The following is a 22,839-nucleotide window of genomic DNA, read 5'->3' on the forward strand; positions in this document are numbered from 1 at the left end:
CGAGCCGTGTTCGAGTACGTGGCTCGGCAGGTCGGCGGGTGCGTCGAGCAGGTCTGGTTCGCCCGGGGGCGGATGGCCGGCGTGCGTGAGTTGATCGCGCCCACCGGGTCGACCGTTGCCGGGCTGGTGCTCGGTGATCCGATCCGGCAGGTCACCGCCGGCGGTGGTTGCGAGATCGTGGCCGACACCGGGTTCCTGATCGGGCCGCACGACCGGCCCATCGTCAACGAGCCGCTCGGCGAGACCTACTGCGTCGGGATCGTCACCACCCCGGTCGGGTGCCGGCCGGCCTTCGGGGTGGCGCCGAGCACGATCCGGGGGCGCATCGTGCACCTGTTGGCGGCCTGGCCGGCGGCCGCCGAGCTGCGGCGTGGGCTGGCCGCCTGCGGCACGCCGGACGAGGCGCTCGATCTGGTCGAGGCGACGCTGGACCGGCCCGCGCCGATGACCGGGCCGTGCGCGGCTGCCGTCGATCAGCTCACCGCGGAACCCACCCGGCTGGTCGCCGACATCGCCGCGGGGCTGGGGATGAGTCACGGGCATCTCGACCGGCTGTTCACCCGGGAGGTCGGGCTCAGCCCGCGGGTGCTGGCCCGGATCCTGCGGATGCGGCGGCTGCTCGAGGAGATCGACGTCTACGGCAAGGTGGGCTGGTCGGCGAAGGCGGCCGAGCTCGGCTGGTTCGATCAGGCGCACCTGATCCGGGACTTCAAGAGGCACACGGGGGTGACGCCCTCGCAGTACGTCGCGGCGCAGAACGGGACCTACCACGCTGGGTTCGTACCGGACATGGGGTGAAGTTTGTCCAATCCTTTGATCTTGGTGGGGTGCAGCGTGACGGCATGAGCGAGGTATTCACCGCCGAGGCCAGGATCGGGCGTCCGGTGGACGAGGTGTGGGCACGGCTGATCGACTGGGACGGCGCGGCGCGGTGGATGCCGGGGGTGGAGGCGTTGCGCGCGGACGGGCCGACCGCGGTGGGGACGGCACTCGTCTTCACCGCGCGGGGTAAGGAGCGCACCGGCGAGATCGCCGCGCTGGAACCCGGGCGCGCCGTCACCGTGCGGTCGGCGCAGGGCGGGGTGGTCGCGGACTACGCCTACGCGTGCACGCCGGACGGGGACGGCACCCGGGTGCGGCTGGTCGCCGACTGCCGGATGTCCGGGCCGATCCGGCTGCTCGGACCGGTGATCAGGGCGGCAATCCGCAAGGCCGACAGCGGTCAGCTGGACGCCTTTAAGGAGACCTTCAGAAGAGCTTGACCAGCGCGCGCCTGATCTGCACGGGTGTCGCGGGGGCGCCGTCGACCGGGGCCGGGTCCTCCGGAGTGGGTGCGATGCCGGCCGCGGCGATCTCGTCCAGCGCGGCCAGGCCGGCCTCGTCGACGGTGCCGAAGACCGTGTAGTTCGGGCGCAGCACCGAGTCCTTGTAGACCAGGAAGAACTGGCTGCCGTTCGTGTCCGGACCGGCGTTCGCCATCGCGACCGTGCCGCGCGGATAGATCCGCCGCTCGCCGGTCGGGTCGGTCGGCGCCGGCTCGAGGTCGGTCGGCAGCTCGTCGCGGTAGCGGTAGCCCGGACCGCCCTCGCCGGTGCCGCTCGGGTCACCGCACTGCAGCACGCTCAGCGTCGGATAGGCGGTGAGCCGGTGGCAGATCGTGCGGTCGTAGAACCGGAAGAACGCCAGGTGCACGGCGCTCTGCACGGTGCACGGCGCCTGCGCGCGGCGCAGCGTCATGGTGATCGGGCCGTAGTTCGTCAGCAGCTTGACGTCGACCGTGCCGTGCCGCGGCGTGCGACGCGGGTCCGGCGGCAGCGGCACCGGCCGGGCGGCGGGCTCATCGGGCGTCGGCGTGTATGCGCAGGCGCCGCGCGTGGGACCACCACCGCCGGTGGTGGCGGCGGCCTGCCCCGGGACGATCAAGGCGCCGGCGAGCGTGCTTGCGGCCAGTACGGCGAGAAGTCTGCGCACGGCCGCAAGCATACATAACCTTCGATCAGTTGACGGTCAGATCGAGCGTCTTCGTGCCGGTCCTCGGCACCGGGACCTTCGTCGCGGTGTCGATGTCGGCGGCGTTTTCCCACCAGCCCGAGCCGGTGTCCGACGTCCAGCCGATCTTCACCGGCTGGCCGCCGATCAGCGGCAGGCGATAGCTGCCGTCGTCCGCGGCGGCCGAGTCCACCCGGCCCAGCACGTCGCCGGTGGCGGCGTTGACCGCGGTGAGTTGCCAGGCGTCCGCGCCGGTGACCGTGCCCTGCAGGGTGCTCCCGGCGACCAGCGTCGTGTCGAACGTGGTGGTCTGCCCGGCCTGGACGGCTGCCGTCGTGGCCTGGAACCGGTTGCCGGTGCCACCCGACCACTGCCGCGGCAGATCGGGACGGTCCGGGGTGAGCAGCACCGGCCACGAATAGGGCCCGAGGTCGTAGAACGTGTACTTCCCGTTGGCGTCGGTCTCGGTGTAGGTGTAGCGCGGGTCGCCGGGCTGGAAGGCCGAGAGGGACACCTTCACGTCCGGCGCCGGCGCGCCCGCCGGGTCGCGGACCACGACGTCGAGCCGGCCGTGCGGGTCGAGCAGCACGGTCGGTGTGGTCACCTTCTTGCCGGCCTTGAACCTGATGCGGGCGGCTTCGCGCTGGTCGCCGGTGCCGCCCTCGGCGGCGACCCACTGGAGGCCGTGCCGTGAGTGGTAGGTGGAGCTCACGAACATCTGGTAGACGCCGGCCGGCTTGGCCGGGATGGTGATCTTGCCGTTGGAGTTGCTGCACCCGCCGGACGTCGCCGGCGCGCCGTGCCCGGGCTCGACCAGCAGGACGCAGGCGCCGCGCAGCGGCTGGCCGGTGGCCCGGTCGAGCACGAGGACGCCGGCCCGGCCGCCGAGGACCAGCGGCACGCTCACCGACGCGTCCTGGCCGGCGGTGACGGTGACCGGCACTCCCTCGGTCGACCGCAGGTAGTTGCTGCCCTGGTCGGGCAACACGGCGACGGTGTACGCGCCGGGTGTCGGCACCGCGATCGTCGCCTCCGGCCCGTCCGTGCAGCCCCGCAGGTTGCCCGGGGTGAGCTGGGCGCAGAAGCCGTCGGCCGGTGCGCCGGTCTCCGCGTCCACCGCCCGGACGGTCAGCAGCGAGCCCGCCCGCCAGGTGTCGTCCACGGTGACCGCGCCGCCGATCGGCATCGGGAACACCGTGCCCTGGGCGGGGTCAGTGGTGCTGAACGCGTATTGCGTGTGGGTCTTGCCCGGATCCTGGAACGAGACCCGGTAGTCCTCGCCGGGGAAGACGCCCTCCATCCGCCAGGTGCCGTCCTCGGAAGTGGTGGCGCTGCCGGTCAGCCGGCGCCCGCCGCTGTGCTCGGCGCGCACCGCGTAACCGACCGCCGGTGCGCCGTTCGTGGTGGTCAACCGGCCGCTGAACACGCCGTAGGCGACGGTGGTCTCGTCGAGGTCCTGGTCCTGGCCGGCCACCACGGTGAAGACCTTGCCCTCGGCCGGGTCGAGCGTGCCGGGCAGGAACGCGTCCTCGCCCGGATAACCGGCCCGATAGGAGATCAGGTAGTCGCCGGGCAGCACCCCGCGGAAGAGGAAGAAGCCCTCCTCCGCGGTGTTGTAGGTGTGGATCCGCTCGCCGTCCTGCCACAGGCTGACGTCGGTGGACGTCCGCGGCCGCCCGGTCGACGTGTTGAGCGCGCCGTCGATGTCGGCGGTCTGCAGCAGCGTCTCGTTCAGCGTGATCGTCTCGCCGGCCACGACCGTGAAGACCTGTGCCCCGATCGACGTGGCCTGGCCGGGCACCCACTGCGGGACGGTCGCCCCGAGTCGCTCGAACTGCACCCGCCACTCGCCCGGCGGCACGTCGAACGAGTAGTGCTCGCCGCGGAAGAACTCCGACCACACCTTGTTGCCGCCGTCGGTGCGGACCGCGATCACGCGGTATTGGTCGTCGGTGAACTCGTCGGTCACCACGCCCGCGATGGTGCCGCCGGCCGCGGCCGCCTGCGCCGGTGCGGCGACTCCGGTGGTGAGCAGGATCGCTGCCACCAGCCCGGTCAAGATGCGTCTCATCGAACTCGTCCCCGTTTCGTGGAAGTCCACTCAGGAGCGATCCTAGTCGCGGCGACGGCCGGCCACAGGCCCGCGATCAGGGCGATCGATGCGCAAGATGCGGTCACGATCAGCAGCGCCGGCCAGGGAAGCCGGATCGTCACGGAGTCGGACAGGGGGTGCAGGCTCACCCGTACCGTGAGGAGGGTGGTCGCGGTGATCAACCCACCGAGGAGCGTGCCGATCGCACTCACCGTGACCGCCTCGCGGGCGACCAGCCGCAGGATCTGGCGGCGGGTCGCGCCGGCCAGCCGCAGGGCGACCAGTTCGCGGCGCCGGCCGGTGGTGGCCATGACCTGCGTGTTCGCGATGGCGATGGCGGTGTAGACCAGCGCCATGCCGAGGACCGCGATCAGCGAGATGCGGCTCAGCCGGTCGAACTCGGCGTCCGATGCGGACAGATAGCTCCCGGTCGGGATCACGACGCCGCCGTCCGTGGGGTGCGTGACGAAGACCGCGTCCGGCGAGGGCACCGCGGCGAGAGACCAGGGCAGCAACACCTTGGGTACGCCGAGCCGATCGTCCAGCACGGCGACCATCCGCAGTGACCGCCGGGCGCCGTCACCGAGCCACAAATCCGCCGGGTCACCCACCCGCCAGCCGTGCGCGCCGGCGATCGACGCGCTGATCGCGACGGTGTCCCCGGTCAGGTCGCCGAGCGTGCCGGACCGGACCGGCAGGCGCAGCACCTGCCCGGCGGCGGGCCCGTCGAGATACCAGGCGGCGCGTTGCCGCATCGTGTTCCGCTCGCGGTCGAACACCCCGGTCGCCTTCGTCCGCACGCCCGCCACCGTCTCGGGCAGCCGCGTGTCACCGACCGGCACCACCACGAACGGTGCGGTGACGTGACCGCGCAACGTGGCGGCCTGGGTCGCGGCGATCGTCGCGGTGCCGGCCAGCGTGGCGCCGGCCAGCGCGACCGTGACCAGGATCGGGGCGATCGGCTCGGCCCTCAGCCCGGCCCGGGCGAGCACCGCGATCACCCCGCGGCCCGGCGTCAGCAGCCGGGCCAGCGGGCGCGCCACGACCGGCAGCAGCAACGCGCATCCGAGGATCAGCAGCATGACCACCACCAGCAGATAGGCGCTGCCCTCCGGCGTGCCGAGCAGCGGCGCCAGCGGGATGACGCCGAGCACGCAGGCCGGACCGAGGATCCAGCGGGCGAGCGTCAGGTCGCGGCGGCCGGTCGCCTTCGCGGCCCGCCGGGCGGCGAACCAGGCGCCGGTCAGCGCCACGATCAGGCCGAGCCCGAAGGCGGCGGCGAGCGGCCACCAGGCGGGGGCGGCGGTGAACCCGTCCGGCGCCAGGCCCTGCCCGGCCAGCCACCGGGCCAGCCGGGGTGCGAGCACCGTGCTGAGCGCGCACCCGGCCGTGGCGGCCAGCACGCCGACCAGCGCGGCCTCGCCGAGCACCAGGCGGCGCACCTGACGCGGCGTCGCCCCGGCGGTGCGCAGCAGCGCGAACTCGCGACGCCGCTGAGCCACGGTGAACGCGAAGGTGCCGGCCACCACGAACGTGGAGACGAACCCGGCCAGCCCGGCGATGCTGCCGACCAGCGAGGTGGTGCCGATCAGCAGGCCGGCGTCGGGGTCGGGCTCGGCGCCGCCCCGCTCGTCGCCGGTCAGCGCGCGCAGCAGCGGGAAACGCCCGGCCACCCGGGCCGCGATCGCCGCCGGGTCGGCGCCGGACAGCGCGACCGCCGAGATCCGGTTCCGGGCGAGCCGGGCCGCGGTCGCCTCGGTCACGTAGAGCGCGGGCCCGGCGCCCGTCTCGAGCACGCCGCTGACCCGGAACCGCAGCGGACCGTCCACGGTGGCCACTGCCACGAAGTCGCCCGGTTTCTGCGAAACCGGTGCGGTGAGGACCACGTCGCGGTCGCTGCGCGGCGGGCCACCGTCGATCATCCGGTACGGGTGCAGCGCCGCAGCCGCCCACGGATGCGCCTCGGTGGCGGCGCCGAACCCCGCGTAGCCGGCCCGGTCCACGACGACGCCGGTGACCCCCTCGATCGCCGGCATCGCCGCGGCCGCCTCCGCCGGCACGTATCCCCGTTCGCCCGGCGGGAGGGCGGGAGCGGCCGCGCCGGTGCCGGCCCGGTCGGGGCCGGCCACCACGACCGCCGGGTGCGCGTACCAGAGGGGTGGATGTTGTGGTCCGCGGAGAGCCGCGGCGAGCGTCAGGCCGGCCGTGGCGAAGAGCGCCACCCCGAGCGCCAGGGCCGTGAACGAGCCGGCGAACCCGGCCCACCGCGCCCGCAGCGTGTGCCACGCGATCGTGATCATCGGGCCGGCCCGCTCTCCAGCAGCGTCATCCGCCCGGCGACCGCCTCCGGCGTGGGCCCGCCCAGTTCGCCGGCGATCCGGCCGTCGCGCAGGAAGACCACCCGGTCGGCGCGGGACGCGGCCAGCGGATCGTGGGTGACCATCACGATGGTCTGCCCACGGTCGTCCACCATCGACCGCAGCAGGGTCAGCACGTCGCGGCCGGTGTTCGAGTCGAGGGCGCCGGTCGGCTCGTCCGCGAACAGCACGTCCGGTGCGGTGCTCAGCGCGCGGGCGATCGCGACCCGCTGCTGCTGCCCGCCGGACAGCTGATCGGGCCGGTGCCGGGCGCGGTCGCCGAGGCCGACGGCGGTCAGCGCGGCCCGGGTCTGCGCCCGCGGCGGACGCCGCCCGGCCAGCATCAGCGGCAGGGCCACGTTGAGCTCGGCGGTCAGCGCGGGCAGCAGGTTGAACTGCTGGAAGACGAAGCCGATCCGGTCCCGCCGCAGCCGGGTCAGCCGGGTCTCGCTCAGGTCGTTCAGCCGGACGCCGCCGACCAGCACGTCGCCGGAGGTGGGCCGGTCCAGGCCGGCGGCGCACCGCAGCAGCGTGCTCTTGCCGGATCCGGACGGTCCCATCACCGCGGTGAACGTGCCCGCCGCGAAATCGTGGGACACACCGTCCAATGCGGTGACGGCGGCGTCACCCCGGCCATGGACCTTGTGGACTGCGCGCAGCTCGATTCTGGTCACGCGTTCAGGCTCGTCGCCAGGCGCCGCGCGGTCACTGGCGCACGCTTACCCGGCGGGGTAGCGCTAGCGTTACCCCATGGGCTCTGCGTGGCGCGCGCTGACCGGCCGGCCCGCCCGCTTTCTCGGCTCGTCCTGGCCCTGGCGGTCGTTCGCCTATCTGCTGTCCAGCTGCCTCGTCGCGCTGCTGTGGCTGGCCGCGGCGCTGGTGCTGATGTTCGTGCCGGTGGCCGGAATCGCGGTGCTGTTGCTGGGCATCCCGCTGAGCCGGGTCGAGCGGCGGCGGCTGCGGCTCGTCGATCCCGGGCCCGCGCCGTCGGCCCACCGCCGAGCGCCGCGCCGCGGACTGTGGGCCTGGCTCGGCGCCCGGTTCCGCGAGACGGTCACCTGGCGCGAGCTGGGTTACGCGCTGCTGTTCACCTTCGGGCTGGCCTGGGTCGACTTCGCGGTGGCCATGCTGGTGCTGTGCGGTGTCTATCTGCTGGTATTCCCGCTGGTGGTGTTCCAGGTGCCGGCGGAATTCCGGCCGCTCGAACTGTTCTGGCTGGACGTGGCGACGGTCGGGGCGGCGTGGCCGGCCACGGTGGCCGGGCTGGTCGTCCTGCCGGTGCTGCTCTATCTGGCGACCGCCTATGCGGCCGGGCGGGCGACGCTGACCCGGTCGATGCTCTGCCGCAGCCCCGCGTCGAGCGAGGTGGTCGACCTGAGCCGGTCGCGGGCGCGGATCCTGGAGGCGTTCGACGCCCAGCGCCGGCGGATCGAGCGGGATCTGCACGACGGCGCGCAGGAGCGGCTGACCGGCCTGATCATGACGCTCGGACTGGCCCGGGCCTCGTCTCCTTCGGACGCTCGGGAGCTGGTCGAGCGGGCGTATGACGACGCCAACGCGGCGCTGAGCGAGCTGCGTGATCTGGTCCGGGGGATCCATCCGCAGGTGCTCACCGATCGCGGCCTGGGCCCGGCGCTGGACGACCTGGCCGGGCGGTGCGCGGTGCCGGTCGAGGTGACGTTCCGGCCGGCCGCCCGGCTGCCCGAGCCGGTGGAGGCGGCGGCCTGGTTCGCCACGGCCGAGGCGCTCACCAACGTGGTCCGGCACAGCCGGGCGGAACGCGCCTGGGTGACCGTCGCGCTGCGCGGCGACGACCTGGTGGTCGAGGTCGGCGACGACGGGATCGGCGGCGCCGACGCGGCGCGCGGCACCGGGCTGCTGGGCCTGGCCGACCGGGTCTCGGTGCTGGACGGCAGGATCATGCTGACCAGCCCGCCGGGCGGGCCGACGGTGCTGAGGGTGGAGCTGCCATGCGGGTCGTGATCGCCGAGGACTCGGCGCTGCTGCGCGAGGGGCTGAGCCAGATCCTGGGCCGGTTCGGCCACGCGGTGCGTGCGGTGGGCGACGGCGAGGAGCTGCTGGCCGCGGTCGCCGCCGAGGTGCCCGAGGTGGTGGTGACCGACGTACGGATGCCGCCCGGCTTCCGCGACGAGGGCCTGCGGGCGGCGCTGGAGTTGCGCGGCCGGCACCCCGGTCTGCCGGTCCTGGTGCTCTCCCAGTACGTCGAGCGCACCTACGCCGCCGAGCTGGTCGGCACCGGCCCCGGGGTCGGCTACCTGCTCAAGAACCGGGTCGGTGACGTGGCCGAGTTCCTGGACGCGCTCGAGCGGGTCGCCGGGGGAGCGACGGTGATCGACCCGGAGGTGGTGCGCCAGCTGCTGAGCCGCCGCCAGGCTCCCCTCGAACGGCTGACCGCCCGCGAGCGCGAGGTGCTGGCGCTGATGGCCGAGGGCCGCTCGAACGCCGCGGTGGCCCGGCGCCTGGACGTCTCGGCGGCGGCGGTGGCCAAGCACGTGAACGGCATCTTCACCAAGCTGAGCCTGCCCCCGGCCGCCGACGACCACCGCCGCGTCCTGGCCGTCCTGGCCTACCTCCAGGCCTGACCCGGGCTCGGCGGGCCGGTCACCAAGCCGTCGGGGCGTAGTCCTTGAGGAAACAGCCGTACACGTCCTCGCCCTGCTCGCCGCGCACGATCGGGTCGTAGACCCGGGCCGCGCCGTCGACCAGGTCGAGCGGCGCGTGGAAGCCCTCCTCGGCCAGCCGCATCTTGGTCGGGTGCGGGCGCTCGTCGGTGATCCAGCCGGTGTCCACACTGGTCATCAGGATGCCGTCGGCGAACATGTCCTCGCCGCTGGTGCGGGTCAGCATGTTCAGCGCCGCCTTGGCCATGTTGGTGTGCGGGTGGCCGGCGCCCTTGTAGCCGCGGCTGAACACGCCCTCCATCGCGGACACGTTGACCACGTAACGGCGCGGGAACGGCGACGCCGCCATCGCCGCGCGGAGCCGGCTGATCAGGATGAACGGCGCGGTGCTGTTGCAGAGCTGCACCTCCAGCAGTTCCAGGGCGTCGACCTCGTGCACCCGGGCGCTCCAGCTGTTGTCCGCGGCGAGGTCCGGCACCAGCCCGCCGGCGTCGATCGCGGACATCGCCGCGATCCGCTCCGGGGACGCGGACCCGGCGGTCAGCGCGAGCGCGGTGAGCGCGTGCGGGCTGAGCGCGGGGCTGGTCCCGCCCAGAGCCGCCGGGTGTACGCGCTGCGAGGCGTCATGCCCACCCAGGTATTCCAGCTCGGGCAGCGGTCCGTCAGGCAGCCCGGCCGACTCGGCCGCCTCCAGCGCGGAGTACGAGCCGGGCGCGCGGCGCACCGTCTGGGCGGCGTTGTTGATCAGCACGTCGAGCGGCCCGGCGGCGGCCACCGAGTCGGCCAGCGCGGCCACCTGCGACGGGTCGCGCAGGTCGATCCCGACGACCCGCAGCCGGTGCAGCCAGTCGGCGCTGTCCGGCATGCCGGTGAATCGGCGCACCGCGTCGTGCGGGAACCGGGTCGTGATGGTGGTGTGGGCGCCGTCGCGCAGCAGCCGCAGCGCGATGTACATGCCGATCTTCGCGCGGCCGCCGGTGAGCAGGGCGCGGCGCCCGGTCAGGTCGGTGCGGGCGTCGCGGCGGCTGTGGTTCAGCTCGGCGCAGGGCGGGCAGAGCTGGTGGTAGAACGCGTCCACCTGCCGGTAGCGCTTCTTGCAGGTGTAACAGCCGCGGGCCTGCTGGAGGAACCCGGCGATCGGCGCCTCGGCCCGGGTCTGCAGCGGGATGCCCTGGGTCTCGTCGTCGAGCCGGTCCGGCGCGCCGGTGGCGGTGGCCGCGGTGACGGCGGCGTCCGCGGCGAGGATGGCGTCCCGGCGTTCCCGTCGGCGCTGCTCCTTGGCGGTCTTGTAGATGGCGGCGGTGGCGCGGCGCACGCGCACCGCATCGGGGTGCTCCGGCGGCAGCGACTCGACCTCGGCCAGGACCGCCAGGGCGAGCTCGAGCCGCGCGGGGTCGATGCCGTTGATCATGATTGAGGTGTTTCCGTCCTGCTCACTGCCGTCTCACTCCTGGTGCGTGGGGGGCGCGGTCCGCCTCGGCCGCCCGCAGAACTCTACGCAACGGACCGAAGCGGCGATGCGGCGGACGAGGAGGTCGCCTGCGCGGCAGCGTCCGATGATCAGTCGCCGCTGAAGACGAGCCGCCGGTGATGCGGTCGACGCGGTGCCGCGACGAGCAGTTCTGCCAGGCCGATGAGCTGGGCGACGGTCGCATGCAGGTGTCGGTCGTCCGGCACTGCCGTGAGCTGCTCCAGTTCGGCGATGAGCTGGACCGCCTGCCGGGCGTTGAAGGTCGTGTCGTCATGAATTCGCCGGCAGCAGCACGGCGGAGGGATGGGCGCCGTCGTGCAGGATCTCGAGGTGGGTGATGTGGGCTTTCGTAGCTGTCGCGACCGGCTCGTCCCCGCCGAGGTTGCGGGCGAAACGGGGAAACGCCCCGGCGGAGACCTGGATGCGCAGGCGGTGGCCGCGCCGGAAGACGTACGCGGTGGGTGACAGCCGCACGGCGACCTCGGTGGTGCCCTCGGGCCGGACGGTGACCAGGTCGTCGCAGACGTTGATCGACTTGCCGCGTTCGCCGCCTACGACGAGATCGTGGCCGCCCTGGACCGGGTGAGCCGCATGACCGTCGACCAGATCCAAGCCCTGCTCGCGGCCACGCTCGCCTTCGCCGCCAACTTCTGGCAGGTGTCGCACCCCACCCCGACCCTGGCGGCGCTGTACGAGCAGGTGCCGGACTGGGGCCACGTCGCTCTCGACTTCCGGCCCCGGCTCCGGCTGCTGCTCCAGTCGACCGCCATCGGACTGACCGAGACGCTCGCCGCCACCTGACGAGCACGGCCCTGCCACCGTCGAACCGCAGGTCGATGCCGTTGGCCAGCCGGTTCTCCAACACGAAAAGGCAGCCGTCCACGACCTCACGCATCGTCCCAGGCGCCCAGCCGGCGCGACTCGGCCAGTGCGTTGACCTTGAAGGGTCACCGGTTTCGTTAGGCGGCTTGGGGTTGGGTGGGCGGCCCCAGCGTTGGCGGCGTTCGCTGCGGACGCGGGCGCGTTCGCGGCGCTTGGCGGCCCAGCAGGTGCCGTGACACGGACGGATACTCAACGGCCCGAACTGGTCGAACGCGAAGACCCGGTCGGGAAAACGGGACATCACCTCATCGATACGGTCCAGCTTGCTGTCGTAGTCCGGGTCGGTCGACGTCTTCCAGGTCCGGGTGCGCTGAAAGGTGACGCCGTGCCGGTGCAGGATCACCCGCCAACCGCGTACCCAACCTCACTGGGCAGAACACCTAGAGCGCCGAGGTCAGGGACGGGAGCCAGCGGGCGGCGATCTTCCGGTTGCCGTTGTCGTTCGGGTGCACGCCGTCGCCGGTGTCGGTCGCCGGGTTGAAGCCGGTCCACTGGTCGACCACGGTGACCGGCGAGGCGCTGGTGCTGATCGACGCCGCCCAGGCCGGGATCGCCGCATTGAAGTTGACCACCCGCTGTGCGCAGTCGGCGCAGTTGCTCGGGTTCATCGGAATGATCTGCGCGACCAGGATCTTCATCGCCGGGTTGGACGCCCGCATCTGGTTCACCAGCGTGCTGAAGGCGGCCAGGATGGTCTGCGGCGACAGGTTGCTCCACACGTCGTTGGTGCCGAGGTGCACCATCACCACGTCCGGCCGGGTGGCGGCGAGCCAGCCGGGCAGCAGGTTCTGGTTGGCGATGTTGACCGCCAGGAAACCGCCGTGGCCCTCGTTCTCCCCGTCGTACGTGAACCCGCACCCCTGCGCCGGCAGCGTGCCGACGAAGTCCACCTCGGTGTGCCCGGCCTGCTGGAGCTGCTGCCACAGCAGGGCGCGCCAGCAGCCCGGCGAGCCGGTGATCGAGTCGCCCAGCGGCATCACCCGCACGGTGTCCCCGGTCGGCGGCGGCGGGGTCGTGACGTCGCCGGTGCACGCGGTCCCGTTGAGCGAGAACGCGGCCGGCACCGAGTTCGCGCCGCTGTGCGAGCCGTTGAACCCGAACGACGTGCTGGCGCCGGTGCCGATCCCGGCGTTGTAGCCGGCGTCGCGGACGCTCACGTCGGCGCCGGACTGGGTCACCACCCCGTTCCACAGCTGGGTGACGCGCTGGCCGTCGGCGAACCGGAAGGTCAGCGTCCAGCCGCTGACCGGCTCGCCGAGATTGGTCACCGCGACCGCCGCGCCGAAGCCGCCCGGCCACTGGCTGGAGATCGTATAGGTCACCCGGCAGCCCGCCGCGGCGCTGGCCGGACCGGCCACACCGACCGCGGTCGCGCTGAGCGCGAAGGTGGCGGCGGCGAGGGCGGCGACACTCCGAAGCTTCATGGGAGGCATCATGGCATGGGAGCGCTCCCATCGGAAGTCATCGATATCGGAATCCTGGGGATCCGGTTGGTGACCGGACCGGAAGCGGGCGAGGATGGGCGGCATGACGCCAGAGTTCCGATGGTCTCCCGGTCGCGGGCCGGCGGTCGCCGCGGAGGCGATGGTCGCCACCAGTCAGGGCACGGCCACCATGGCCGGGCTCGACATGCTGCGGCGGGGCGGCACCGCGGCGGACGCCGCGATCGCCGCGGCCGCGGTCTGCTGCGTGGCCGAGCCGATGTCGACCGGGATCGGCGGGGACGCCTTCGCGATCGTCTGGGACGGCAACGCCGCCACCGGTCTGGACGCGGCCGGTCCGGCGCCGGCGGGTGCGGATCCGCTGCCGGTGCCGGGCCGGGGCCCGCGGGCGGTGGACGTGCCCGGCGCGGTGGCGGGCTGGGCCGCGCTCAGCGAGCGGCACGGCCGCCTCGGGCTGGACACCTGTCTGGGCCCCGCGATCGACCTCGCCGAACGGGGAGTCGCCGCCGGGGCGCACTGCTCGGGATACTGGCGCGGCACGCCGCACGCGCCGGCCGAGTTCGGGCCCGCGCCGGCGGTCGGCGAGGTCTATCGGATGCCGGAGCTCGGCGCGACGCTGCGGGCGATCGCCGAGCACGGCCCGGACGCGTTCTACCGAGGGCCGGTGGCCGCCGCGATCGCCGCCGCGAGTTGGCTCACCGAAGCGGATCTGGACTCCTATCGTCCACAGTGGGTGGAGCCGGTGCGGTTCGCGTACCGGGGGATCGATGTTCTGGAACTGCCGCCGCCGACCCAGGGCGTGGTCGCGCTCGAGGCGCTCGCGCTGCTCGCCGCCCACGAGAAGCCGGGACTGGGCGATCAGGTCCGGGCCGTCGCGCTCGCCCTGGAGGACGGCTTCACCGCGGTACGCGACGGCGCGGACGTCAGCCACCTGCTGGCGCCGGCCCACCTGAGGTCCCGCGCGGCCGACGTGCCGCGACTGCTGCCGGAGCCCCGTGGCGGCACGGTCTATCTCTGCGCGCTGGACTCGGACGGCATGGCGGTCTCGTTCATCCAGAGCCTGTTCGACAGCTTCGGATCCGGCATCGTGGCGCCCGGCACCGGCGTGGTGCTGAACAACCGCGCCGAGGGATTCGAGGTGGCCGGCGAGGTGACGCCCGGCCGGCGGCCCTACCACACGCTGATGCCCGGCATGCTGCTCGACGGCGGCCGGCTGCGCGGACCGTTCGGCATCATGGGCGGCTATGTGCAGGCGCAGGCCCACGTGCAATACGTGAGCTCGGTGGTCGACGACGGCCTCGACCCGCAGGCGGCGCTGGACCGGGCCCGATTCCGGATCGACCGCGACGCGGTGCTGCTCGAAGAGCCACTGTGGACGATGGCCGACGCGTTGCGGGAGACGGGTCTGCCGGTGGCCGGGTCGGCGGACCGGGCGCCGTTCGGCGGGGGACAGGCGATCGAGATCCGGGACGGGCGCATCCTCGGCGGCTCCGACCCGCGCAAGGACGGCTTCGCGGCCGGTTGGTGACGGCTTGCTAGGTTCGCCGGATGCCCGTTTCGCCGTACGTGAAAGACCTGCGCGCAAAATTCGGACCCGGTCTGCTGATGTTCTCCTCGGTGAGCGCCGTGGTGGTGGACGACGCCGGGCGGGTGCTGCTCGGGCAGCGCAGCGACAACCTGGTCTGGTCGTTGGTCTCCGGCATGCTCGACCCGGGTGAGCAGCCCGCCGCGGCCGTCGTGCGCGAGGTCGAGGAGGAGTCCGGGCTGCTGATCGGTGTCGACCGCCTGGCCGGGGTCGCGCTGCACGAGGTCACCTATCCCAACGGCGACCTCTGCCACATGGTCAACACCTGGTTCCGCTGCCACGTCATCGGCGGCGAGGCGCGGGTCAACGACGACGAGTCGGTGGCCGTCGAGTGGTTCGCGCCGGACGCGTTGCCCGAGGTCAGCTCCTATGTGCGGATGCGGATCCGGGTGGCGCTCGACGACGGCGCGCCGGCCTGGTTCGCGCGGCCCGGCGAGCCGTGCCCGGAGCTCGACCAGCCGGTGTGGTGAGCATCGGCCGACCGGCGGCACCGTAGGGTGATCCCGATGGATGTCGGGAGCCTGCAGCGGCGCGCGTGGCGTGACCGCGTGCTGCCGCCGGTCGAGCTGGTCCGGCCCGGCCTCTGGTCGATCCCGGTCCCGATGCCGGAGAGCCCCCTGCGATACGTGCTCTGCTATGCCCTGGAGCACCGCGGCGGCGTCGTCCTGGTCGATCCCGGCTGGCCGGCCGACGCGTCCTATCAGGTGCTCGTCGCCGGGCTGGCGACCGCCGGGCGGGCCGTCGCCGAGGTGACCGGCGTGCTGGTCACCCACGCCCACCACGACCATTACGGCCTGGCCTGCCGGGTCCGCGACGAGTCCGGCGCCTGGGTCGCCATGCACGAGCGGGACGCGGCGCTGCTCTCGCTGGTGTCCGACGACCACGACAAGCTCGTCGAGGAGCGCCGCGCCTGGCTGCGCCGCTGCGGCGCCGGTCCGGACGAGGCGATCGAGCACGGCGGCGATCCCGAGCTGATCCGGCGGTGGGCGATGCCGGCCGGCCCGGACCGCCATCTGGACGACGGCGAGTGCCTGCGGATCGGCCGGTTCGACGTCGAGGTGGTGTGGACACCCGGGCACAGCCCCGGACACCTGGCCTTCCACGAGCGCACCGACGGGCTGCTGCTGGCCGGCGACCACCTGCTGCCGCGGATCACGCCGAACGTCTCCGCGTTCGGCCGGCACGACCCGGCGGCGCTGGACGACTTCCTCGCCTCCCTCGACCGGGTCGGCAAGCTCGCCGTCGACGAGGTGCTGCCCGGCCACGAATACCGCTTCACCGGCGCCGCGGCGCGAGCCGAAGCTCTGCGCGCGCATCACGAGAGCCGGCTGGCCGAGGTCGCCGCGGCCACCGATCGCGACGAGCCGCGGTCGGCGTGGCAGATCGCCGCGATGCTCACCTGGTCGCGCGGCTGGCCCGCGCTGAACTCCTTCAGCCGCCGCGCCGCGGTCGGGGAGACCCTCGCGCACCTGCACAGCCTGGAGCGGCGCGGCGAGATCACCCCGGTCCGGGCCGCGGACGGCGACCCGGTCTGGCGGTGGGTCAGGCCGTCGGCTTGATCCGGTCGCGCCAGGCGGCGGCCTCCGCCGGCGGCAGGATCCGATCGAGGCTGATCTCGGGCGGCATCAGGGGATAGGCCCGGCCGATGTTCCACGTCCGCTGGTATGCCGGGGGGTCGAGCACCACGACGCGGCGGTCCGCGACCACCGGGATGTCGCTCGGGCGGCCCTCGTTCCAGATCCATTTGCCGTCCGCGTCGACCAGGTTGAACTGTCCCACGATCGCGGTCGGCGGCTCGTAGGGCCCGGTGGTGGCGGAGTCGATCCAGGCCGGCTGGGGGCGCTCGCCGGCCACCAGGCCCGCGGCCGGGTCGCCGATCACGGTGGCGGCCAGCAGGGTGTGCAGCTGGAAGTTGTCCCCGATGCCGCTGATCGTCACCTGGTATGCCACCCCGGTGGCCCGGTCCACCACGATCAGTTGCTCGTCGTCGAGCACCAGCAGCAGGCCGAGCAGCCAGGTCGCGTCCTCGGCGTGGTCGACCATCGCCGCGGTCGCCTCGGTCAGCCGCCGCCGCTGCGGCAGCACCTGCCGGGCCCGCTTCTGCTGCAGCGGCAGCAGCAGCGCGGGAATCCAGTCGTTGATCGCGAACCAGGACTGCAGGACGAGGGCCGGCTCCTGCTCGCCGATGCCCTGCTCGGCCGCCGCCGCGGCGGCCCGCCGCATCAGCGCCTGCGCCTCGGCCGAGCTGGTCGGCTCGGTGACCTCGCCGCCCATCGCCTCGGCCAGGGCGGGGAAGCGCGCTGCCTGCTCGAGCCCGGCGGCGACCCGCTCGACCAGCACCTCCAGCGCGGGCCTTGGGTCGGCGCCGGCCTCGACCAGGCCCGCGGCCAGAGCGGCCAGCGGGCCGCCGTTGCCCACGTCCACCCGGGACAGCGTCGGCAGCAGGCGGGCCAGACCCTCGGTGAGGTCCGGCTCGGACGCCGTCGGCAGCTGCTGGGCGATCGCGTTCATGGCCTTCTCGGCGGCCCGCAGACTGAGCTTGTCGACCGCTTCACCCACCTGGGTGCAGAGGTCCGGAATCGAACGCGTGCGGCTCCTGAACATCGGCGCATCGTAGCGATCACGCGATCACCACGATGCCCCGTTCAGCCCCAGACCTCCTCGGCGGTCTCCGCGATCAGGGCCAGCTTGGCGACCTCCTCGTCGTAGGTCAGGGCATTGCCCTCGACCGTCGACGAGAAGCCGCACTGCGGGGACAGGCACAGCTGCTCCAGCGGCACATATCTGCTCGCCTCGTCGATCCGCCGCTTCAGCGCGTCCTTCGACTCCAGCTGCCCCCGCTTGGTGGTGACCAGACCGAGAACGACCATCTTCCCCTCGGGTACGAAGCGCAGCGGCGCGAAGCCCCCCGAGCGTTCGTCGTCGAACTCCAGGAAGAAGCCGTCCACGGCCAGCTCGCTGAACAGCGCCTCCGCCACGAAGTCGTAGCCGCCCTCGGCCGCCCAGGAGGAGCGGAAGTTGCCGCGGCACATGTGTGTGGTGACGGCGAGCCCGGCCGGGCGGCCCTCGATCGCCGCGTTGATCTGGCGGATGTAACGCAGGTGCTGGTGCTCGGCGTCGTCGCCGCGCTCGGTCAGCAGCTGCCGCTGCGCCGGGTCGTTCAGGTAGGCCAGGCTGGTGTCGTCGAGCTGCAGGTAGCGGCAGCCGAGGTCGGCCACCCGGCGCACCTGCTCCGCGTAGGCCGCGCTCAGGTCGGCCCAGAACTGCTCGTCGTCGGGGTAGACCGCCGGATCGATGGCCGCCCGCCCGCCGCGGTAGTGCACCATGCTCGGCGACGGGATGGTGAGCTTTGCGGTCACCCCGGGATCCACCGTCTCGGCGAGGAACGCGAAGTCGTCGCCGAAGATGGTCTCCCGCAGCCGGACCGGCGCGTCGATCGCCAGCGCCGCCGACTCGAAGTCGAGCTCGCCGTCCGCGTTCCGGAAGTGCACCTGGATCTTCTCGTCCGTGCTGCGCACACCGCCGAGCCGATAGATGAAGTCCATGTGCCACGAGGTGCGGCGGAACTCGCCGTCGGTGGCCGACCGCAGGCCGACGTCGCGTTGCATCCGGACGACGTCGCGGATCGCCTGGTCCTCGATCTCGCGCAGCTCGGCGGCGTCGATCTCGCCGGTGGCCCGGCGCTCGCGCGCCTCGAGCAGATCGGCCGGGCGCAGCAGGCTGCCGACGTGGTCCGCGCGGAACGGCGGAGTGTCACGGAGCGTCATGACGGGTGGCCCCCTTCTCCAGTGGTACGGCACATCGTCCCCTACCCTGCCTTACCTCACCACCGATCGGAGGCCGACCGCATCCGGGACCGGACCGGGTGCGTTGTGCGTTACAACGCAGCTCCATGCGCTCGCTGCTGCCGTCACCGGACCGTCACTTTCAGTGCCGATGCCAGGTCACGTCATCCTGTGATCGCGCACACCACAATGCTTGTGACAGGTTGCGTAGGCTTCGGCCGAGACCGAAGCCCTATCCGAAACAGGGAGCACGATGCCGCTCACGCCCGCAGACATACACAACATGGCGTTCAAGAAGCCGCCCCTCGGCAAGCGCGGGTACGACGAGGAGGAGGTGGACGCATTCCTCGACGAGGCCGAACAGCAGATGATCAGGCTGCTCGAGGAGAACGAGTCGCTGCGCGGCCACCTGCATCAAGGCGGTGGCCCCGGCCCCGGTCCGGCGGCTCCCTCCTCCGGTGCGGCGATGTCCGCGGAGCACGCCGCGCTGGCCGCCCAGCTCGACCGCGCCCAGCAGGAGCGGGCCCGCGCCGAGCAGCACGCCCGCGCTCTGCAGGCTCAGTTGGAGCAGGCGCCGAGCGCCGCGCCGGCCCCCATCGACCGGTCCGACCGGAGCTCCGCGGTCATGATGATGGCCCAGCGCACCGCCGACGATCACCTCGCGGATGCCCGCCGCGAGTCGGAATCCCTGATCGCCGCCGCTCGCGACAAATCCGTGCAGATCACCGGAGAAGCGCAAGCCAAGGCCCGGACCACCGAGGGCGACGCCCGCCGCAACCACACCGAGGCGATGAACAGCCTCGAGGCCAAGCGCAACGCGCTGCTCGACGAGATCGAGCGGCTCTCCCAGCTGGCCGCGGGTTACCAGGAGGCGCTCAACAACCACATCGCCCAGCAGCTGCAGGACATGGAGGGCGTGCACGAGACCACCGGCGTCGGAGCGGGATGATCACGCGTCGCGGTGACGGAAGGTGACGGCGGCGACGATCAGCGCACCCGCCGTCCAGACGGCCGTGGCGGCGGCCCCGTTTCCCGGCCCGAGGCGCGCGACGTCGGGATAGCCGCCGCGCAGCAGCGGCTCCGCGATGAAGCACCACCCGAGCAGCACCGAGAGCGCCGGCACCGCGTGCCGGACCAGGGTCGCCACGGCTGATCCGAGGAGCGTGCCGAGCGTCAGCACGGCGGTCGCGGCCGGCTCGCCGGCCAGCAACGCCGCCACCGCCGCGATCGGCACGGTGACCGCGGCCAGCGTGAGCGCCTTCGCCGCCTGCAGGGGCAGCCGGCGCGGCATCGCGAGCAGCGTGGCGCGGACCTGCCCACCGGCCTGATGCTCGGACGCCGCCGCGAGCACGCCGAGGGCCAGGAAGCCGGCCCGCGCATAGAACACCGGATCGGCCGGGGTCAGCGTCATCAGCGCCGTCCCCGCCCAGGTCAGCACCACGGTCAGCGGCAGCGCCGGCAGGCTGAGCAGCTTGCGGAGCTCCGCGTGGACATTCCTCACGCGTCCCGCCACCGGAAGAGCGCCGCGCCGATCGCCAGGAACGCCGCGATCCACCCGGCCGTCACCAGCCCGGCGACCACCGGCGCGATCGGGACCGGGAAGTCGGCGTTGCGGATGAACATCTGCGCCCCCACGATGTCCGGCAGATAGGCGGCCGCCGGCGTCACCTTGGTGAGCAGGTAGGACACCGACACGAAGGTGCTGTTCACGATCAGCAGGGTGAGCGGCACGATGCCGTTGCGGGCGATCAGCGTGATGGTGAAGGCCAGCAGCGCGCTCAGCACCCAGAAGACGAGCGCGCCGCCCAGCCGCGCCCAGCCCGGCGCCGCCAACGACGGATGCAGCGCCTGCCCGATCCCGAGGGTCGCGGCCATCGTGACCATGCCCTGCGCGGCGACCACCAGCGCCAGCGCCAGCGTCTTCGCGGCCAGCAGGCGCAGCCGGCGCGGCGCCGCGAGCAGCGTGGCGGTCAGCTGCCGCGCGCCCGGCGCGTCGTCGGAGGTGGACGTGTATTCGCTGCTCACCACGACCACGCCGAGGATCATCGCGCCGACCAGCCCGATGCCCAGCTCCTGCAGCCCGTGGTCGGACGTGTCCGCGCCGGCCTCGATCATCCGGCGGGTGGAGGACGTGTTGAGCAGCGCGACCAGCGGCGCCAGCAGCACGCCGAGCGCCAGCCCGATCCGGGCCGTGGGCAGCCCCAGCAGCTTGCGGATCTCCGCGTGCACCAGCCTCACCACGGCGTGCCCGCCTCGGTCGCGGTCAGCGCGAAGAACGCGTCCTCCAGCGTGGCGTGCGCCCCGACCACCTCGTCCAGAGTGCCCTGGGTGACGATCCGGCCGCGGTCGATCACCACCACGTCGTCGGCGATCGAGGCCAGCTCGCCCATCAGGTGACTGGACAGCAGCACCGTCCGCCCGGCATCGGCAGTGACCCGCAGGAAGTCACGCATCCACCGGATGCCGGCCGGGTCCAGGCCGTTCACCGGCTCGTCCAGGATCAGCACCTCGGGGTCGCCGAGCAGCGCCGTGGCCAGTCCCAGCCGGCGGCTCATGCCGAGCGAGAACCGCCCGGCCCGCTTGCCCGCCTCGCCGGTCAGCCCGACGATCTCCAGCACCTCGCCGACCCGCGCCGCCGGCAGGGCGTTGCTCGCGGCCACCCAGCGCAGGTGCGCCCGCGCCGTGCGCGCCCGATGTGCCCCGCTGCCGTCCAGCACCGCGCCGACCGTCCGCAACGGATCTTCCAAAGACCGGTACGCCCGCCCGCACACCGTCGCCACCCCGCTGTGCGGGCGGTCCAGCCCGAGCAGGATCCGCAGCGTCGACGTCTTGCCGGCGCCGTTCGGCCCCAGGAAGCCCGTCACCCGTCCGGGGCGGGCGGTGAAGCTCACGTCGTACAGAATCCTGGTCTTGCCCTTGATCTTGTTGATCCCAGCCACCTCGATCATGCGGCGAGTCAAGCCGAACCGACGTCCCGGGCGCATCGGACCACGGTCCTCAGACCCTGGTCCGAGAACTAGGGTCTGACCGATGAACACCCATCCGCGTCCGGCCGGCCGGTCCCAGGTCGTGCTGATCCCGGTGCTCGTGGCGGCCGTGCTGGTGCTGTCGCTGTGCACGGTCGGCGCCGAAGGCCCGCAGGCCGTCGTGCTGCCGTGGGTGATCGTCGGTGCGGCGGTCGTGGTCGCGCTCTGGGCGATCCGGCGCGCCCGGGCCGATCGGCGGGACTACGAGGCACGGCTGACCGCCTGGGCGGCCACCGAGGCGGTCCTGGCCGAGCGGCTGCGGATCGCCGGCGACCTGCACGACATCGTGTCGCACGGGCTCGGCCTGATCACCGTGCGCGCGGCCGCCACCCGGCACGTCGCCGAGCCGGCCGAGATGGCCGCGGCGCTGGCCGACATCGAGGAGGCGAGCCGGCACGCCACCGCCGAACTGCGGCGCATGCTCGGCGTGCTGCGGACGGCCGACCTGCCGCTGACGCCGCCGGACAGCCTGGCCGACCTGCCCGGCATCGTGGCCGCGGCGGTGCGGGCCGGGCTGCGGGCGGAGCTGAGCCGCTCGGTGCGGTGTCGCAGGGCGTGCAGGTGGCGGTGTGCCGCACGGTGCGTGAGGCGCTCAGCAACGCGGCCCGGCACGCCGGGCCGACCGAGGTGCGGGTGGGCGTGCGGCGGGACGCGACGGACGTGGTGGTGACGGTGGCCGACCACGGGCCGGGGGAGGGCTGGCAGCCGTCGCCGGGCGCCGGGCACGGCCTGACCGGGCTGCGCGAGCGGGTCGGCAGCCTGGGCGGCTCGCTGGTGGCCGAGCCGGTCGGCGCCGGATTTCGGCTCACTGCCCGGATCCCCGAGGACGCGGCGGCGTGAGCCAGACCCGCGTGCTGCTGGTGGACGACCAGCCGCTGCTGCGGCACAGCCTCTCGATGATCATCGGCAACGAGCCGGACCTGATCGTCGTCGGTGAGGCGGACAACGGCGCCGACGCGGTGGCCCGGGCCCGCTCGACCCGTCCCGACGTGGTGCTGATGGACGTGCGGATGCCGCGCGTCGACGGGCTCGAGGCGACCCGCCGGATCTGCGCCGACCCCGAGCTGGGCGGCACCCGGGTGGTCGTGCTGAGCATGTTCGAGCTCGACGAGTACGTGTACGCGGCCCTGCGGGCGGGCGCCTCCGGATTTCTGCTCAAGGACGCCCGGCCGGCGGAACTGATCGATGCCGTCCGGCGTACCCATCGGGGTGAATCCCTGTTCGCGCCGTCGATCCTGACCCGGCTGGTCTCACACTTCGTGGCGGCGCCCCGGCCCGCGCGACCACCGGCCGTGCTGCGCCCGCTGACCGCTCGTGAGGTGGAGGTGCTGACGCTGATCGGTGGTGGGCTGTCCAACGACGAGATCGCCGCCGCCCTGGTGATCGCGGTGAAGACGGTGAAGACGCACATCACCCACCTGCTCGCGAAGCTGGCCGCGCGCGACCGTGCCCAGCTGGTGATCGTGGCGTTCGACGCCGGACTGGTGCGGCCGCGAAGCTGACCTCAGGTTCTCGTCGGACCCGCCGCATCGGCGGGCCCCTGCCGCGCGGCGAGTCGTGGCAGGGTA

The 22,839-nt window shown here is 73.2% G+C and carries 24 protein-coding genes and 1 pseudogene; 12 read left to right on the forward strand and 13 right to left on the reverse strand.

The genetic code is table 11. The features are described from left to right. The first annotated feature begins 6 nt into the window (after window positions 1–6). Together ACZ6TI_RS32985 and ACZ6TI_RS32990 are read left to right on the forward strand one after the other, a co-directional pair. The gene (locus tag ACZ6TI_RS32985) at window positions 7–798 is read left to right on the forward strand and encodes a helix-turn-helix domain-containing protein (RefSeq protein WP_465349105.1); all 792 of its coding nucleotides are present in this window, start codon (window positions 7–9) and stop codon (window positions 796–798) included. Window positions 799–842: 44 nt separating this feature from the next. Then, complete coding sequence (locus tag ACZ6TI_RS32990) at window positions 843–1,262, forward strand: SRPBCC family protein (protein WP_465349106.1); 420 nt, start codon at window positions 843–845, stop codon at window positions 1,260–1,262. Here the strand turns inward: ACZ6TI_RS32990 and ACZ6TI_RS32995 are convergent. Genes ACZ6TI_RS32995 through ACZ6TI_RS33010 form a run of 4 tightly spaced genes read right to left on the reverse strand, consistent with a single transcriptional unit; the run spans window position 1,249 to window position 7,112 of the window. Further along, window positions 1,249–1,983 (reverse strand): peptidylprolyl isomerase, encoded by a 735-nt coding sequence (locus ACZ6TI_RS32995; protein WP_465349107.1) that lies wholly within the window; start codon window positions 1,981–1,983, stop codon window positions 1,249–1,251. The two genes, ACZ6TI_RS32990 and ACZ6TI_RS32995, sit on opposite strands and share 14 nt — an antisense overlap. Before the next feature lie 13 nt (window positions 1,984–1,996). Further along, on the reverse strand, window positions 1,997–4,060 hold the full coding sequence (locus ACZ6TI_RS33000) for a carboxypeptidase-like regulatory domain-containing protein (protein WP_465349108.1): 2,064 nt from the start codon (window positions 4,058–4,060) through the stop codon (window positions 1,997–1,999). Further along, on the reverse strand, window positions 4,057–6,381 hold the full coding sequence (locus tag ACZ6TI_RS33005; protein WP_465349109.1) for an ABC transporter permease: 2,325 nt from the start codon (window positions 6,379–6,381) through the stop codon (window positions 4,057–4,059). Before ACZ6TI_RS33005 ends, ACZ6TI_RS33000 begins: the two co-directional genes overlap by 4 nt. After that, a complete protein-coding gene (locus ACZ6TI_RS33010) occupies window positions 6,378–7,112 on the reverse strand; it encodes an ABC transporter ATP-binding protein (RefSeq protein ID WP_465349110.1) in 735 nt (244 codons plus the stop codon). The genes ACZ6TI_RS33005 and ACZ6TI_RS33010 overlap by 4 nt, the downstream gene beginning before the upstream one ends. A gap of 76 nt (window positions 7,113–7,188) precedes the next feature. Between ACZ6TI_RS33010 and ACZ6TI_RS33015 the strand changes: the two genes are divergently transcribed. Together ACZ6TI_RS33015 and ACZ6TI_RS33020 are read left to right on the forward strand one after the other, a co-directional pair. Next, window positions 7,189–8,421 (forward strand): sensor histidine kinase, encoded by a 1,233-nt coding sequence (locus ACZ6TI_RS33015; protein ID WP_465349111.1) that lies wholly within the window; start codon window positions 7,189–7,191, stop codon window positions 8,419–8,421. Further along, complete coding sequence (locus ACZ6TI_RS33020) at window positions 8,409–9,041, forward strand: response regulator (RefSeq protein ID WP_465349112.1); 633 nt, start codon at window positions 8,409–8,411, stop codon at window positions 9,039–9,041. Before ACZ6TI_RS33015 ends, ACZ6TI_RS33020 begins: the two co-directional genes overlap by 13 nt. 19 nt (window positions 9,042–9,060) lie before the next feature. Here the strand turns inward: ACZ6TI_RS33020 and ACZ6TI_RS33025 are convergent, their stop codons facing one another. Further along, complete coding sequence (locus ACZ6TI_RS33025; RefSeq protein ID WP_465349113.1) at window positions 9,061–10,491, reverse strand: SDR family NAD(P)-dependent oxidoreductase; 1,431 nt, start codon at window positions 10,489–10,491, stop codon at window positions 9,061–9,063. Between the two features lie 330 nt (window positions 10,492–10,821). Next, on the reverse strand, window positions 10,822–11,163 hold the full coding sequence (locus ACZ6TI_RS33030; protein ID WP_465349114.1) for a CocE/NonD family hydrolase C-terminal non-catalytic domain-containing protein: 342 nt from the start codon (window positions 11,161–11,163) through the stop codon (window positions 10,822–10,824). Between ACZ6TI_RS33030 and ACZ6TI_RS33035 the strand changes: the two genes are divergently transcribed. Then, entirely contained in the window at window positions 11,143–11,352 is a 210-nt protein-coding gene (locus ACZ6TI_RS33035; protein WP_465349115.1) for a hypothetical protein, read from the forward strand. The two genes, ACZ6TI_RS33030 and ACZ6TI_RS33035, sit on opposite strands and share 21 nt — an antisense overlap. A 232-nt stretch (window positions 11,353–11,584) precedes the next feature. Here the strand turns inward: ACZ6TI_RS33035 and ACZ6TI_RS33040 are convergent. Together ACZ6TI_RS33040 and ACZ6TI_RS33045 are read right to left on the reverse strand one after the other, a co-directional pair. Beyond that, window positions 11,585–11,779 (reverse strand): annotated as a pseudogene (locus tag ACZ6TI_RS33040) (IS630 family transposase); the annotation flags it as partial. A gap of 34 nt (window positions 11,780–11,813) precedes the next feature. Beyond that, the gene (locus tag ACZ6TI_RS33045; protein ID WP_465349116.1) at window positions 11,814–12,857 is read right to left on the reverse strand and encodes a cellulose binding domain-containing protein; all 1,044 of its coding nucleotides are present in this window, start codon (window positions 12,855–12,857) and stop codon (window positions 11,814–11,816) included. Window positions 12,858–12,960: 103 nt separating this feature from the next. Between ACZ6TI_RS33045 and ACZ6TI_RS33050 the strand changes: the two genes are divergently transcribed. Genes ACZ6TI_RS33050 through ACZ6TI_RS33060 form a run of 3 tightly spaced genes read left to right on the forward strand, consistent with a single transcriptional unit; the run spans window position 12,961 to window position 16,019 of the window. Next, complete coding sequence (locus ACZ6TI_RS33050; protein ID WP_465349117.1) at window positions 12,961–14,403, forward strand: gamma-glutamyltransferase family protein; 1,443 nt, start codon at window positions 12,961–12,963, stop codon at window positions 14,401–14,403. A gap of 20 nt (window positions 14,404–14,423) precedes the next feature. Further along, the gene (locus tag ACZ6TI_RS33055; RefSeq protein WP_465349118.1) at window positions 14,424–14,930 is read left to right on the forward strand and encodes an NUDIX hydrolase; all 507 of its coding nucleotides are present in this window, start codon (window positions 14,424–14,426) and stop codon (window positions 14,928–14,930) included. A gap of 36 nt (window positions 14,931–14,966) precedes the next feature. Continuing rightward, window positions 14,967–16,019: an MBL fold metallo-hydrolase gene (locus tag ACZ6TI_RS33060; RefSeq protein ID WP_465349119.1), complete on the forward strand. Its 1,053-nt coding sequence runs from the start codon at window positions 14,967–14,969 to the stop codon at window positions 16,017–16,019. Here ACZ6TI_RS33060 and ACZ6TI_RS33065 read toward each other — a convergent pair. After that, entirely contained in the window at window positions 16,003–17,064 is a 1,062-nt protein-coding gene (locus tag ACZ6TI_RS33065) for a hypothetical protein (protein ID WP_465349120.1), read from the reverse strand. The genes ACZ6TI_RS33060 and ACZ6TI_RS33065 overlap by 17 nt on opposite strands. Window positions 17,065–17,105: 41 nt before the next feature. Beyond that, the gene (locus tag ACZ6TI_RS33070) at window positions 17,106–18,227 is read right to left on the reverse strand and encodes a 5-methyltetrahydropteroyltriglutamate--homocysteine S-methyltransferase (RefSeq protein WP_465349121.1); all 1,122 of its coding nucleotides are present in this window, start codon (window positions 18,225–18,227) and stop codon (window positions 17,106–17,108) included. A gap of 271 nt (window positions 18,228–18,498) precedes the next feature. Here ACZ6TI_RS33070 and ACZ6TI_RS33075 point away from each other — a divergent pair, with 271 nt between their 5' ends. Next, entirely contained in the window at window positions 18,499–19,194 is a 696-nt protein-coding gene (locus ACZ6TI_RS33075) for a DivIVA domain-containing protein (RefSeq protein WP_465349122.1), read from the forward strand. Here the strand turns inward: ACZ6TI_RS33075 and ACZ6TI_RS33080 are convergent, their stop codons facing one another. From ACZ6TI_RS33080 to ACZ6TI_RS33090, 3 genes are read right to left on the reverse strand one after another with little or no spacing between them, the layout of a single operon-like run. Continuing rightward, window positions 19,195–19,746, reverse strand: a complete 552-nt coding sequence (locus ACZ6TI_RS33080) for a hypothetical protein (protein WP_465349123.1) — start codon at window positions 19,744–19,746, stop codon at window positions 19,195–19,197. Continuing rightward, window positions 19,743–20,474: a hypothetical protein gene (locus ACZ6TI_RS33085; RefSeq protein WP_465349124.1), complete on the reverse strand. Its 732-nt coding sequence runs from the start codon at window positions 20,472–20,474 to the stop codon at window positions 19,743–19,745. Before ACZ6TI_RS33085 ends, ACZ6TI_RS33080 begins: the two co-directional genes overlap by 4 nt. A 5-nt stretch (window positions 20,475–20,479) precedes the next feature. Then, a complete protein-coding gene (locus ACZ6TI_RS33090) occupies window positions 20,480–21,193 on the reverse strand; it encodes an ABC transporter ATP-binding protein (protein ID WP_465349125.1) in 714 nt (237 codons plus the stop codon). Window positions 21,194–21,275: 82 nt separating this feature from the next. On the opposite strand from ACZ6TI_RS33090, the gene ACZ6TI_RS33095 reads away from it, so the two are divergent. The 3 genes from ACZ6TI_RS33095 to ACZ6TI_RS33105 are packed head-to-tail and all read left to right on the forward strand — an operon-like array spanning window position 21,276 to window position 22,773. Next, window positions 21,276–21,941, forward strand: coding sequence for a histidine kinase (locus ACZ6TI_RS33095; protein WP_465349126.1), 666 nt, complete (start codon window positions 21,276–21,278; stop codon window positions 21,939–21,941). After that, window positions 21,851–22,111, forward strand: a complete 261-nt coding sequence (locus ACZ6TI_RS33100; protein WP_465349127.1) for a sensor histidine kinase — start codon at window positions 21,851–21,853, stop codon at window positions 22,109–22,111. Before ACZ6TI_RS33095 ends, ACZ6TI_RS33100 begins: the two co-directional genes overlap by 91 nt. Beyond that, on the forward strand, window positions 22,108–22,773 hold the full coding sequence (locus ACZ6TI_RS33105; RefSeq protein WP_465349128.1) for a response regulator transcription factor: 666 nt from the start codon (window positions 22,108–22,110) through the stop codon (window positions 22,771–22,773). The genes ACZ6TI_RS33100 and ACZ6TI_RS33105 overlap by 4 nt, the downstream gene beginning before the upstream one ends. Window positions 22,774–22,839: the final 66 nt, after the last annotated feature.

The sequence above is a fragment of the Actinoplanes sp. NPDC051388 genome (assembly GCF_055586225.1).